Below are 13,563 nucleotides of genomic sequence, written 5' to 3'. Positions count from 1 at the left end.
AGCTGGTGGAGAGCTCGCCGACTTCGGCATCCGGCCCGACGGAGAGCGCCGAGATCACGGCATCGACTTCGTCACACCCCACCAACGCGGCCACGACTCCAACAGACACTCTCACTGGCCCCGAACCAAGGGAGAGTGATCCATGGAGCACAGGTCGACCCAGACCGCAGTGGGCCCGATGGTGATCGTCGCGATCGACCAGGGCGAGGAACACCCGTTGATCCACGACGAATTGGCCCACCGCATACTGCCGACCAGGATGAAGGCACTCGTGGCCCTCCCACACTGGCGCCTGGTGCGACGTTGGATGGTGGGAGCCATGGAGAAGAAGGCGCCCGGCATGTGGGCGAGCTTCCTGTGCAGGAAGCGGTACATCGACGACAAGTTGCTCGATGCCGTGGAGGAGGGCATCGACGCCACCGTCATCCTGGGAGCGGGCCTCGACACCCGGGCCTACCGGCTGTCTGCCCCGACCAAGGCTCCGGTCTACGAAGTCGACCTGCCGGACAACATCGAGCGCAAGCGGACCCTCTTGCACAAGCCGTACGGGAAGGCCCCCGACGGCGTCACCCTGGTGCCGGTCGACTTCGAGACCCAAGATCTCGCGAGCGCCCTCTCGGCCCAGGGCTACGGCAGCGACGCAAAGACCTTCTTCGTCCGGCAGGCGGTGACTCAGTACCTGACCGAGGACGGCGTGCGAAAGACCTTCGACTTCCTGGCCACGGCGCGCCCCGGCAGCGGTCTGGTCTTCACCCACCTCCGCAAGGACTTCCTGGACGGAACCGCTCTCTACCGCGCCGAGGCCCTCCACCAGCAGTACAAGGTGAAGCGTCGGCTGTGGCACTTCGGACTGAACCCCGATCAGATCCCCGCTTTCCTCGCCGAATACGGCTGGCGCGATGCCGAGCAGCCGAGCCCGCAGAAGTTCACCGACCGCTACGTCAAACCGGCCGACCGGAACCTGCAAGTCTCGGAATCGGAAGTTGAGCGATCGGTCTACGCCGAGAAGATCTGACGCTGCCGCCCCTTGGTACTCCGGCGGGAATGGTCAAGTCCCACTGGAGTACTCGCGCTGAGCATCACAGCCCCGCAGCAGTACTGAACCGAGCGCTGCCGACTTGATGCCGGCCGATCCGCATCACGGCACGCCGCCGATCAGGACCCTCGACTCGGATGGCGTCCGATTTATGGCTAAGCAAGGTCGACTTCGGCAAGATCGAAAACCTTCGCATCGCGCCATGCCGCGGGAGGGGGCGGCGGCATCCCGCCATGGCGCGAAACCGCCGCCCGCCCTCCGACCCAGCCTTTGCTTCACCTATCGAGATTCGATAGATTCCCATCGTAGCTCGATGAAAGGATGGGCCATGGGAAAGCTGACAGTGCGCGCGCTGCGCGCCGTGCTCGTGGTGGTGCTCACCGGCACCTTGTTCGTACAGGCATTGATGGTGTGGGCGTTGGTCAGCGGGAGTGACCCGGAGGACGGGTCGCTCCCGCTGACCCCGCTGCGCGTGATCACGATCCTGGGCATCGGGACGGCCCAGGTCGCCCTGGTCTGTGTATGGCGACTGGTGACGATGGTGCGACGCGGAACCGTGTTCTCCCACGCCGCCTTCCGGTACGTGGACGTCATCATCGGCGCGATCGTCACGGCTGCTCTCGTGTGGTTCGCGGTCACGGCCCTGAATGCGCCCGGCCAGCGGGACGACCCGGGCGTCACCCTCATCATGGGCGGGATTGGCGTGGCCATCCTGGGAGTCGCCCTCATCGTGCTCGTGCTGCGGATGCTGCTCGCCCAGGCCGTCGCCCGCGACGTGGAAGCGGCGCAGATGCAGGCCGAGTTGGACGAGGTGATCTGATGCCGATCGCCGTCGACATCGACGTGATGCTGGCCAGGCGGAAGATGTCCGTGGGCGAACTCGCAGACCGCGTAGGGATCACGCCCGCCAACCTGGCGGTACTCAAGAACGGCCGCGCCAAGGCGGTGCGCTTTGCGACGCTCGGCGCGCTCTGCGAGGTGCTCAAGTGCCAGCCCGGCGACCTGCTGCGCTGGGAGGCCGAGGACACCGCGGGCGAATGAACCGTGCCTGCCGACGCGCCCTCGCCGATTCCGCTCGCCTTTGACCAACTCCGCGAGCATCCCGGGGCCGTACCCGGGGAGATCCCGGGCCTGCTGGAGCCTCTGGCCGAGGTCCCCGACCCTCGCGATCCGACCGGCGTACGGCACGCTCTGGTCGTCATGCTTGCGCTGACCGCGTGCGCGGTTCTGGCCGGAGCGACCTCCCTGCCGGCGTGGGGTGAGTGGATCACCGACGCCCCGCAGTCCGTCCTGGAGCGTCTCGGCGTACGGACCGATCCGCTGTCCCCGAAGTGGTGCCTGCCGGCGGAGGCGACGGTACGTCGGCTGCTGGGCCGCATCGACGGCGACGCGTTGGACCGGGCGGTGGGCCGCTGGCTGGCCGACCGGCGCGCTGGGGCCGATGGCCGGCTGCACGCAGTGGCGGTCGACGGCAGGACCCTGCGCGGAGCGGCCAGGGCCACGGGCCGCAAAGTTCGTCTACTCGCCGCCTGCGACCACCTCGCCGGCCTGGTCCTGGCCCAACTCGACGTTGGCGAGAAGACCAACGAGATCCCCTGCTTCCGGCCGCTGCTGGAGACGCTCGCCGATCTGGCGAGCGTGGTCGTGACCAACGACGCCACGCACACCCAGCGCGAGCACGCCAGCTACCTGCTCGGCCGAGGCGCGCAGTACATCGTGATCGCGAAAGGGAACCAGAAGAAGCTCCACAAGCAGCTCAAGCCCCTTCCCTGGAAGCAGATCCCGCTGCAGGGCCGCGCCCACGACACCGGCCACGGCCGCGGTGGGATCCGGCTGTCGGCGTCCAACTTCCCGCGCCAGTACCTGCGCCACATCAACGCGGAGCTGTGGCTGGCCCAGCTGGGCTCCACGCACACCTGGGACGACCCGGCCACCTTCACCGAGGACACCACCTGGGCGATCGAAGCCCCCTGGGCTCCCTGAGACGTCGGACGCGGACCGGTCAGAGGCTTCCCAATGCCTCCAGCAGCCGGTCCACGTCCTCGACGCAGTTGTACGGCGCCAGCCCGAGGCGTACGCCGCCCACGTCCCCCAGTCCCAGCCGGCGCGCGGGCTCCATGGCGTAGAACGTGCCGGCGGGGGCGTCGATGCCCCGCTCTGCCAGGTACTTCGCCACGGCTGCCGGTTCATGGCCGGCCAGGGTCAACAGCAGGGTGGGGGTGCGCTGTTCGGCCCTGGAGTGGACGGTGAGGCCGCGGATGTCCGCCAGGCCTCCTTCGATGCGGCTCCGCAGGGTCTCCTCGTGGGATTCGAGCGCTGTGTAGGCGGCGAGCAGGCGTGCGCGGCGGGAGCCCGACGCCTGCGGTGACAGGGCCGCGAGGAAGTCCACGGCCGCGCGGGCCCCGGCCAGCAACTCGTAGGGCAGCGTGCCCAGTTCGAAGCGTTCGGGGACGGCGTCGGTCGAGGGTGCCAGCTTGTCGGGGTGCAGCGTCTCCAGCAGGTCCGGGCTGCTCGCCAGGACGCCGAGGTGCGGGCCGAGGAACTTGTACGGCGAGCAGACCAGGGTGTCCGCGCCCAGCGCGGTCAGGTCGACGGCCGCGTGCGCGGCGTAGTGCACGGCGTCGACGTGCAGCAGAGCCCCGGCCTGGTGGGCCAGGCCCGCGATGGCGGGGAGGTCGGGCCGGGTGCCGATGAGGTTGGACGCCGCGGTGACGGCGACCAGCCGGGTGTGCGGCGAGAGTGCGGCCGCGATGTGTTCGGGGTGGAGTTCGCCGGTGAGCGGGTCGAAATCGGCCCAGCGGACGGTGGCGCCGACCGCCTCGGCCGCCTGGACCCAGGGGCGGATGTTGGCATCGTGGTCGAGGCGGCTGACGACCACCTCGTCGCCAGTCCCCCAGGTCTTGGCGAGGGCGCGGGACAAGTCGTAGGTGAGCTGGGTGGCGCTGCGGCCGAACACGATGCCGCGCGGCTGCGCGCCGACCAGGTCGGCCAGTGCCTCGCGGGCGGCGGTGACGATCGCCTCCGCGTTGCGCTCGCCTTCGGTGACGAAGCCACGGTTGGCCAGGGGATGGGCCAGTGCGTCGACCATGGCGTCGATGACCGGCTGCGGGGTCTGGGTGCCGCCGGGTGCGTCGAAGCGGGCGGTGCCCGACTTCAGGGCGGGGATCTGCGCGCGGAGGGCGTCGACGTCGAGGGCCATGCGTACTCCAGTCGGGAGGGAGAGCGACAAAAGGGTGGGGCGGGGGCCGGTGTTTCACCGCCCATCCTGCCCGCGATCATCCGAACCTCCCTATGCATGTCCTGTCACAGAACTCGCATTCGGCTGACGTACGGTTGCCGGAAAAGTCCTGTGTTCGAAAGGGTGGGGATGACGGGGGATTTCCGGGGCGAGTTGGTGCGTGCGTTGCCCGGCACTTTGAGGGAGCACGCCGCTCGACTGGGAGGCAAGACCGCCTACCGGGATGCCCATCGGACCGTCACCTATGGGGAATTGGAGGAGCGGACCGGTCGGATCGCGGGGCATCTGGTTCAGCTCGGGGTGCGGCGTGGGGAGCGCGTCGCGATCCATCTGGGCAATCGGGTTGAGCTGGTGGAGTCCTGTCTGGGTGCGCTGCGAGCCGCGGCTGTCGGCGTGCTGATCAACCCCGGTGCGTCGGAAGAGGAGTTGGCGTACGCACTCGACGACTGCGGTGCGATGCTGGTCGTCACCGAGGAGGCGCTGCTGCCGGGAGTGGAGCGGCTCGCGGCGGGGCGACCCGGGTTGCGGGTGGTGGTCGTAGGACCGCGCGACTCGGATGCGGGTGCGGTCGCCTTTGAGGATCTGGCCGGCACGGATTCGGGTCTGCTGCCCCGGGACGACCTGGGGTTGGACGATCCGGCCTGGATCCTCTACACGTCGGGGACCACCGGCGAGGCCAAGGGTGTGGTCTCCACGCAGCGGTCCGCTCTGTGGTCGGTGGCGGGGGCGTATGTGCCGGCGTGGGGGCTGCGGGAGGCGGATCGGCTGTTGTGGCCCCTGCCGATGTTCCACTGTTACGCGCATTCCCTGTGTCTGTTGGGGGTGGTGTCGGTGGGTGCGAGCGCCCGTCTCCTGGAGCGGGGTGCGGACGTCGCCCAGGCTCTGACCGCCGAGCCGTTCACGCTGCTGGCCGGGGTGCCCGCCACCTACCGGCTGCTGCTGGAGTCCGTGCGTGGGACGGCCGCCCCTTTGTCCTCCTCGTTGCGCGCGTGTGTGACAGCGGGCTCGCCGTGTCCGCCCGGGCTGCGGGCCGAGGTCGAGGAGGTGTTGGGCGCTCCGCTGCTGGACGGCTACGGCTCCACGGAGACCTCCGGGAAGATCGCGGTCGATCTGCTCGACGAGTCCGGCGACAAGGCGGCCGGCGGTACTCCGCTGCCGGGGCTCGCGGTGCGGCTGGCCGATCCGTTCACCGGGGACGAGGTCGCCGACGGGGTCGAGGGGGAGATCTGGGTTCGCGGTCCCTCTGTGATGGCCGGCTATCACGAGCGGCCGCAGGCCACGGCGGAGGCCTTCACCGACGGCTGGTACCGGACCGGTGACCTCGGACGGCTCACGGCGCGGGGGCGGCTGAGGGTCACCGGCCGGGTGAAGGAACTGATCATCCGGGGCGGTGAGAACGTCAACCCGACCGAGGTGGAGCAGGTGTTGCTCGCCTGCCTCGGTGTCGCCGACGCGGCCGTCGTGGGCCGCCCGCACGACGTGCTCGGTGAGGTGCCAGTCGCCTTCGTGGTGCCCGGGCCCGACGGTGTCGACACCGCGCGGCTGATCGACGTCTGCCGGGAGCGGCTGTCCGGGTTCAAGGTGCCGGACGAGATCCACCAGACCGCGACCGTCCCGCGTACCGCCTCGGGGAAGATCGTCCGGCCTGCGCTCGCCGAACTGCTCGCCGAGCAGCTTGTCCGGCAGCGGGCGGATGCCTCGGCCGCGCTGGCCCGGCGGCTGGCGGCAGAGTCGGACGCGGTGCTGGAGCTGGTTCTCGAAGAGATCGCGCGCACGGCCGGGGTGCCCGCGCACGACCTCGATCCGGAGCGGCCGTTCACCGCGCTGGGGTTGACCTCGCTCGGCGGTGTGCTGCTGCGGGACCGGCTGGGCGCGGCGACCGGGCTCGACCTGCCCGCCACGCTCGTGTTCGACCACCCCACTCCCGCCGCCGCGGCGGACTGGTTGCGCCGGACGCTGGGCGGCGACTCCCGCCCCCGGCCCGCGCGCACGCCCGGCGAGGGCATGCACAGCGAGCGGGGAGAGCCGATCGCCATCGTGGCCATGGCCTGCCGCTATCCGGGCGGCGTCACCTCCCCCGAGGACCTGTGGCGGCTGCTCGTGGACGGCTCCGACGCGACCTCCGACTTCCCCGACGACCGCGGCTGGGACGTGGCCGGGCTGTACGACCCCGACCCGGACCGGACGGGTACCTCCGTCACCCGCAGGGGCGGATTCCTGCACTCGGCGGCCGACTTCGACGCCGCGTTCTTCGGCATGTCGCCCCGCGAGGCCCTGGCCACCGACCCGCAGCAGCGGCTGCTGCTGGAGACCGGATGGGAGCTGCTGGAGCGGGCGGGCCTCGATCCGGCCGGGCTGCGCGGTAGTGACACCGGTGTGTTCGTGGGCCTGATGCACACCGACTACGCGGGCCGTCTGCTGCACCGCGGCGGGCATGAGCTGGAGGCCCATCTCGCCCTCGGCTCGGCGCCCAGCGTGGCCTCGGGCCGGATCGCGTACACCCTGGGCCTGCGCGGGCCGGCCGTGACGCTGGACACCGCCTGTTCGTCGTCGCTGGTGGCGCTGCACGCCGCGGCTCGGAGTCTGCGCGAGGGCGAGTGCTCGCTCGCCGTCGCCGGCGGGGTGACGGTCATGGCGACGCCCGAGCCGTTCCTCGCGTTCAGCAGGCTGCGCGGACTGGCTCCCGACGGCCGGTGCAAGCCCTTCGCGGCGGCGGCCGACGGCACCGCCTGGGGCGAGGGCGTCGGCCTTCTCCTGCTAGAGCGCCTGTCCGACGCACGGCGGCACGGGCATCAGGTGCTCGCGGTGCTGCGCGGCTCGGCCGTCAACTCCGACGGTGCCTCCAACGGCCTTACCGCGCCCAACGGTCCGGCACAGCAGCGGGTCCTGCGTACGGCGCTCGCGGACGCGGGGCTGGCCGCGGCGGACATCGACGCGGTGGAGGCGCACGGCACGGGTACCGCGCTCGGCGACCCCATCGAGGCACAGGCCCTGCTCGCCGTCCACGAGGACCGCCCCGCCGAACGCCCGCTGTGGCTGGGTTCGTTGAAGTCCAACCTCGGGCACACACAGGCCGCTGCCGGAGTCGGCGGCGTCATCAAGACCGTACTGGCGATGCGGCACGGACTCCTGCCCAAAACCCTGCACGCCGACGAGCCCTCACCCCGGGTGAACTGGTCCTCCGGCGCCGTACGGCTGCTGACCCGGCAGCAGGAGTGGCCGCATGTGCCGGGACGGCCGCGTCGGGCCGGGGTGTCCGCGTTCGGGATCGGCGGGACCAACGCGCACGTCATCGTGGAAGAGGCCGAGGAGAGCGAAGAGGCCCGGGACAGGACAGTCGTACGGCCCCCTCGCCGGGCTGCGACACCTCCGCTGCTGTTGTCCGGCGCGAGCCCGGCCGGTCTGCGGGCCCAGGCCGCACAGGTTGCCGCCGTGCTGCGTGAGCGGGGCGAACTCGACCCGCTGGACGTGGCGTTCACCCATGCCACCGCCCGGGCCGCCCTCCCCCATCGGGCCGCCCTGCCGGCTGACGACCGCGAGCGTCTGCTCAACGCCCTGGAGTCCCTGGCGTCGTCCGCCGCTCCGCACCCGGCGGGCGCTGCTGGCCGGCTGACCCTGCTGTTCACCGGGCAAGGTGCCCAACGGCCCGGAATGGGAAGGGAGTTGCACGAGGTGTTCCCGGCCTTCGCGGTCGCCTTCGACGCCTTGTGCGCGCGCTTCGACGCCCATCTGGAGCGCCCGTTGCGCGCGGTCATGTGGGACGCCGGGCAGGAAGCGCTGTTGGACCGTACCGATTTCGCGCAGGCGGCCCTGTTCGTCTTCGAGGTGTCCCTGTTCAGACTCCTCCAATCATGGGGTGTACGGCCGGACTTCCTGGCCGGGCACTCCGTCGGCGAGCTGGCGGCGGCGCACGCCGCCGGGATCCTGTCCGAGGCGGACGCCGTCGAACTGGTGGCGGCGCGCGGGCGGTTGATGCGCGAACTGCCGCAGGGCGGTGCCATGGTGACGCTGGAGGCCACCGAGGCGGAGATCATGGACGAGCTGACCGCCGGTGTCTGCGTCGCGGCCGTGAACGGCCCGCGCGCGGTCGTCGTCTCCGGCCAGGAGGAGGCCGTCCTCGCCCTCGCCGAGCACTTCGCGTCGCTCGGGCGCCGTTCGACCCGGCTGCGGGTCAGCCATGCCTTCCACTCCGCGCTGATGGAGCCGATGCTCGCCGAGTTCGGGAACATCGCGGGCAAGGTGACCTACCGGGCGCCGCGCATTCCGGTGGTGTCCGGGCTGACGGGGCGTCAGGGTGTCGGCGATGAGCTGCGTTCGGCCGAGTACTGGGTGCGTCAGGTGCGTGAGGCCGTACGGTTCGGGGACGTCGTACGCCATCTGGTGGACGAGGGGCGGGTGACGGCGTTCGCCGAGATCGGCCCGGACGCGCAGCTCACCGCCCAGGCCGTCACTGCTCTGGCCGACGCGGGCGAGGGCCTGCTGTTCACGGCCGCGGCCCACCGGGGTGGCACCGAGACGGAGCCGCAGGCGCTGCTGTCCGCACTGGGTCGGCTCCACGTCCACGGCGTGTCGGTGGACTGGCCCCGGGCGTACGCCGACAGCGGCGCCCGGCGGGCCGACCTGCCGACCTACCCCTTCCAGCGCCAGCGTTACTGGCTGCCGGACACTCCCGTCGAACCAGTGGTCTCCGGCCATGCCATGCTGCGCCAGACCCTCACCGTGCCCGGCACGCAGCAGGTGCTGAGCAGCGGCTGGCTGTCGGGGGCGGCCCAGCCGTGGCTGCGCGACCACGTCATCGCCGGCCACACCCTCGTACCCGGCGCCGCCTTCTGCGACCTGGTCCTCCACGCGGACGACGCCTGCGGTCTCGACGTACTCGAAGACCTCGCCCTCCTGGCGCCGCTGCTCCTGCCGGCCGCCGACGCCGAACGCGTCCAGATCCAGGTGGCCTTGGGCGAGCCGGACGCCACCGGGCGCCGCAGCGCGGACGTGTACGCCCGACCGGAGTCGTCCGGCGCACTCGGCTCCTGGACCCACCATGCGACCGGACGGCTCGGCCCGGCCGTCCCGGGAGAGCGGGACCGGGCGGCTTCACCGGCCGCGTGGCCGCCGCCGGATGCCACACCCGTCGATGTCACCGGCGCCTACGAGCGGTTGGCCGCCGCCCAGCACGCCTACGGGCTGGCGTTCCGGGGCGTGAGCGCCCTGTGGCGGCGGGGAGAGGGGCTGTTCGCCGAAGTCGGCCCGGTGTCGGACGCACAGGCCCGGCAGTTCTCCCTCCATCCGGCGCTGCTGGACGCCGCCCTGCACGCCGGGCTGCTCGCCGAACCGCCCACCGGCCAGGCGAGGATGCCCTTCGCCTGGAGCGGGATGAAGCTGTACGCCACCGGTGCCACGGCGCTGCGCGTCCGCATCGAAACCACCGGGGCGCACACCGTCGCCGTGGACCTCGCCACCCCCACGGGCACGCCAGTGGCCCGACTGGAATCCATGACCACTCGTCCGCTCCCGGACCCGGGAGCAGGCGCCACCGTGGCCCGAGACCTGTACCGACTGGATTGGACCGCTATCCCGACGCCGGACGAAGTGTCCGAGTCGAAGGTGGAGTGGTCCCACCTGATGGTGGTGCAGCCCGACGACCTCGGCCTGAGTGCCGTACTCCCCCTGCCACCGGCGGACACGCCTGCCTCGGAGACGGTCGTGGCCTCGCTGACCACGGACGGCGTCGACGGCGCCGAACCGGCCGCCGCAGCGCACGCCCTGGCCGCACGCGCCGTGGAACTGCTGCGCACGCGGCTCGCCGGTCCGGGCAGGCTGGTCGTGGTGACGCGTGATGCCGCCGCCGAGGTGCCCGATCTGCCCGCCGCCATGGTGTGGGGTCTGCTGCGGGCCGCGCAGGCGGAGTACCCCGGGCGCCTGATTCTCGTGGATGTGGACGGGCGGCCCGAGTCGCTACGACTCCTGCCTGCGGCCCTCGCCACCGGCGAGCCCCAACTGTCCATCCGTGACGGCGTGTTGAGTGTCCCCCGACTGACACCCACGGCCGGTCCGACGACCGGTGGCACGCTCGGCACGGGCACCGTCCTGATCACCGGCGGCACCGGATCCCTGGGCACACGCCTGGCCCGGCATCTCGTCTCCCGGCACGGGGTCCGGCATCTCGTGCTCGCCAGTCGGCGTGGACCACAGGCGCCGGGCGGGCAGCAGCTCAGGGCCGAGCTCGAACAGGCGGGAGCCCAGGTCGACCTGGTGGCCTGCGACACCGCCGACCGGGGCCAACTGGCCTCCCTCGTCAAGGAATTCGGGCACGGCCTCACGGCCGTAGTGCACGCGGCCGGCGTACTGGATGACGGGGTCCTGGAGGCGATGACGCCCCAGCGGCTGGCGACGGTCCTGCGGCCGAAGGCCGACGCGGCCTGGGATCTGCACGAACTGACCAAGGACCTCCCGCTGACGCACTTCGTCCTGTTCTCCTCGGCGGCCGGCCTGCTCGGCAACCCCGGCCAGGCCAACTACGCGGCGGCGAACTCCTTCCTGGACGCCCTCGCCCGGCATCGCGCCGCGCTCGGGCTGCCCGCGCTGTCCCTGGTGTGGGGACCCTGGGCGGATCCAGACGGAATGGCGGCCCGTACCGAGCGGATCCAGACCGGTGCGGTGCGCGCGGTGTCTCCCGAGCAGGGACTGGCCCTGTTCGACGCCGCGTTGGCCGACGGCGAGGCCGTCCTGGCGCCGCTGCCCCTGGACCGCACGCCCGGCTCACTGACGGCCGGGACGCCGATTCCGCCGCCGCTGCGCGGCCTGCTGCGTCAGGCCCGGCCGACCGCGTCGCCCGGATCCCCCGGGGACGACCACCCCGACAACGCCGCCGGGGCCTGGCTGGACCGGCTCGCGCCGCTGCCCGTGCCCGAACGGGCGCCCGCCCTGCTGGAGTTGGTCCGCGCCGAGGTCGCGGCCGTGCTCGGGCACCCGGACGCGAACGCCGTCGACCGCGGCTTCCCCGAACTGGGCCTCGACTCGCTGATGAGCGTGCTGCTGCGCAATCGGCTCAGCCTCCTGACCGGCCTGCCGCTGGCGGCGACCCTCGCCTATGACCGACCGAGCGCGCAGGAACTCACAGAGCACCTGTACGAGGAGTTGAGCGCCGTCCTGCCGACGGAAGCCGCCTACTCCCGGGCGACCACGACCAAGACGGCGCCCACTCCCCCGACGACGCCCGTCGAGAGTGTGGCTTCCCTGCCCGGCACACGCCGCCACCGCGTCGGCCAGTCCTTGCCCGCCCTCTACCGCCGGGTCTGCCAAACCGGCGACGTGATCTCGGCGATGCACATGGTGGCGACCGCATCCCTCGCCGCGCCCACCTTCGGCCCCGACGCAGCCGCCGGGCACACGGTGGCGCCACTGACGCTGGCCAGGGGCGCGAGCGGCCCGGCGCTCGTCTGCGTTCCGGGTTTCGCCACCACCCTCGGCAGACCCTGGCACGCCGGACTCGCACCCGGCTTCGACGGCGAACGGGACGTCCTCGAACTGCGCCACCCCGGTATCGACCACGGCGACGCGGTGCCACGAGACCTCGACACCTTCGCCGAGCTGCACGCCTCGACCGTGCGACAGCAGCTCGGCGAGCGTCCGTACGTCGTCGTGGGCCACTCCATGGGTGGCACGGCCGCCCACGCCCTCACCACGCGTCTCGCGGCGGACGACACGCCCCCCGCCGGGCTCGTCCTGATCGACTCGTACCACATCACCCCTGCCCGGGAAGCCGAACCATGGCTGCTGGCCCTGCCCGCCCTGTCGGTCGGCGACCACTTCGACACCGTGGTCGATGACCTCACCCTGCTGGCTCTGGGGGCCTACACCCGGATGTTCCGCGGCTGGGAGCCACAACCCACCGATGTCCCCACCCTCTTGATCCGTGCCACCCAGCCGCTGCCCGACATGCCGCAGGAGTGGAAGTCGTCCTGGCCAACCCCCCACGACACGACGGCCGTTCCCGGTACTCACCTCAGCGTCCTCGACGACCACGCCCCCACGACCGTAGAGGCCATCCGCGCCTGGACGGCAACGCTCGGCTAGGCGCAGGCCGCGCAGCCCACCCCCGTCACGCCGCGACGGCTACCCGGTCCCAGAACCAGTACAGGCTGACGATCACGATGGGCGCGGTCAGCGCGGGCAGGGCCCAGCGGTGTGCGGGGGTGCGGCGCAGGAGGAGGAGCAGCGGGAACACCACGGCGATGATGCCCAACTGCACTGCCTCGATACCGACGTTGAAGCTGAGCAGCGACAGCAGGAGTTCCCAGGACCAGCTGTCGTCGATGCCGAGCGCGCCCGCGAAGCCCAGACCGTGTACGAGACCGAAGACGAAGACGGTCGGCAGCCGCCAGCGTTCGGTGCCTTCGCGGTCGCGCAGTACGAGGTTGGCGAGCGCCACGGCGGCGATGGAGGCCGCGATGACCGGCTCCACCAGTGAGGCTGGCACGTTGACGGCGCCCGTGGCCGCCAGCAGGAACGTCACGCTGTGCGCGGCGGTGAACGCGGTCGCCGTCCTGACGACGTCGCGCAGGCCGCGGGCGCCGATGAGCAACGACAGCAGGAAGAGGATGTGGTCCAGGCCGAACAGCAGGTGTTCCGCGCCGAGCACGAAGAACTCCGCGATCTGGTGGGACTCGTGGTGCCCGCCGGCTTCGAGGGTGGGCTCGGCGGCCGTCAGCACCTGGGAACCCCGCCGGCCGTCGATGTCGTAGTGAACGATCGTCTCGGTGCTGTGGACGAAGCTCTCGCCGTCGGGGAACAGGGCGCTGGAAACTGTGTAACTGCCCTCGGCCGCCGGGCAGTTGTAAGCCAGGACGAGGACGGCGAACGGCCGGGTGCCCCGGGTGCGGACGTCCGCGGCACTGGTGTTGCGTGGTGTGCAGGCGGTGCCGTCGCGGGCGATCTCGAAGCGTCCGGTGACGTATTCGGTGACCGCGTCGGCGTTGGTCTTGAGTTGGTGGAGCTGCGCGGTGCGGCCCTTCGCCTCGTATGCCTCGGCGTAGAGCCAGGCCGACTTCATCAGCAGGTCGTATTCGAGGTCGAGGGTCGCCTCGACGTGGTCCTCGGTGCCCTGTACCTCGACGTAGGCGGTGGATGTCGCGTCGTGGGCGACCGCGGGTGCCGGATGGACGAGTACGGCGAAGAGGACCGCGACGGTGGTCAGGAGCGCCGCGCGAAGCCGGCCGGGGCGCGGCCGTGGCGGTCGGGTTGAGGGATCGGGCATGGAGGTCCCGGTTCTCGTGGGCGAGTTGGTGGAGTT

At 71.6% G+C, this 13,563-nt stretch carries 7 protein-coding genes; 5 read left to right on the top strand and 2 right to left on the bottom strand.

Annotated features, from left to right (window positions below):
* Window positions 1–142 precede the first annotated feature (142 nt).
* From AC5DRG_RS48735 to AC5DRG_RS48720, 4 genes are all read left to right on the top strand, one after another.
* Window positions 143–1,015 (top strand): SAM-dependent methyltransferase, encoded by an 873-nt coding sequence (locus AC5DRG_RS48735; protein WP_491806748.1) that lies wholly within the window; start codon window positions 143–145, stop codon window positions 1,013–1,015.
* Between the two features lie 349 nt (window positions 1,016–1,364).
* Window positions 1,365–1,856, top strand: a complete 492-nt coding sequence (locus tag AC5DRG_RS48730; protein WP_491806747.1) for a DUF2975 domain-containing protein — start codon at window positions 1,365–1,367, stop codon at window positions 1,854–1,856.
* Window positions 1,856–2,077 carry a helix-turn-helix domain-containing protein gene (locus AC5DRG_RS48725; protein WP_491806746.1) on the top strand — a complete coding sequence of 74 codons (222 nt, stop codon included), beginning with the start codon at window positions 1,856–1,858 and terminating at the stop codon, window positions 2,075–2,077. Before AC5DRG_RS48730 ends, AC5DRG_RS48725 begins: the two co-directional genes overlap by 1 nt.
* Before the next feature lie 3 nt (window positions 2,078–2,080).
* Window positions 2,081–3,019: an ISAs1 family transposase gene (locus AC5DRG_RS48720; protein WP_491806745.1), complete on the top strand. Its 939-nt coding sequence runs from the start codon at window positions 2,081–2,083 to the stop codon at window positions 3,017–3,019.
* Window positions 3,020–3,038: 19 nt separating this feature from the next.
* Here AC5DRG_RS48720 and AC5DRG_RS48715 read toward each other — a convergent pair whose 3' ends face one another.
* A complete protein-coding gene (locus tag AC5DRG_RS48715) occupies window positions 3,039–4,235 on the bottom strand; it encodes a cysteine desulfurase-like protein (protein ID WP_491806744.1) in 1,197 nt (398 codons plus the stop codon).
* Window positions 4,236–4,403: 168 nt separating this feature from the next.
* On the opposite strand from AC5DRG_RS48715, the gene AC5DRG_RS48710 reads away from it, so the two are divergent.
* Window positions 4,404–12,347, top strand: coding sequence for an alpha/beta fold hydrolase (locus AC5DRG_RS48710; protein WP_491806743.1), 7,944 nt, complete (start codon window positions 4,404–4,406; stop codon window positions 12,345–12,347).
* Between the two features lie 25 nt (window positions 12,348–12,372).
* Here AC5DRG_RS48710 and AC5DRG_RS48705 read toward each other — a convergent pair whose 3' ends face one another.
* Window positions 12,373–13,527, bottom strand: coding sequence for a HupE/UreJ family protein (locus AC5DRG_RS48705; protein ID WP_491806742.1), 1,155 nt, complete (start codon window positions 13,525–13,527; stop codon window positions 12,373–12,375).
* Window positions 13,528–13,563 lie beyond the last annotated feature (36 nt).

This window comes from Streptomyces sp. JLBG701, assembly GCF_058544905.1.
This window is presented reverse-complemented; position numbering and strand designations above follow the sequence as displayed.

Bases quoted from the DNA above. Each gene is read 5' to 3' on its own strand.
- AC5DRG_RS48735 (WP_491806748.1), top strand. From the start codon at position 143: ATGGAGCACAGGTCGACCCAGACCGCAGTGGGCCCGATGGTGATCGTC.
- AC5DRG_RS48730 (WP_491806747.1), top strand. From the start codon at position 1,365: ATGGGAAAGCTGACAGTGCGCGCGCTGCGCGCCGTGCTCGTGGTGGTG.
- AC5DRG_RS48725 (WP_491806746.1), top strand. From the start codon at position 1,856: ATGCCGATCGCCGTCGACATCGACGTGATGCTGGCCAGGCGGAAGATG.
- AC5DRG_RS48715 (WP_491806744.1), bottom strand. From the start codon at position 4,235: ATGGCCCTCGACGTCGACGCCCTCCGCGCGCAGATCCCCGCCCTGAAG.
- AC5DRG_RS48710 (WP_491806743.1), top strand. From the start codon at position 4,404: ATGACGGGGGATTTCCGGGGCGAGTTGGTGCGTGCGTTGCCCGGCACT.
- AC5DRG_RS48705 (WP_491806742.1), bottom strand. From the start codon at position 13,527: ATGCCCGATCCCTCAACCCGACCGCCACGGCCGCGCCCCGGCCGGCTT.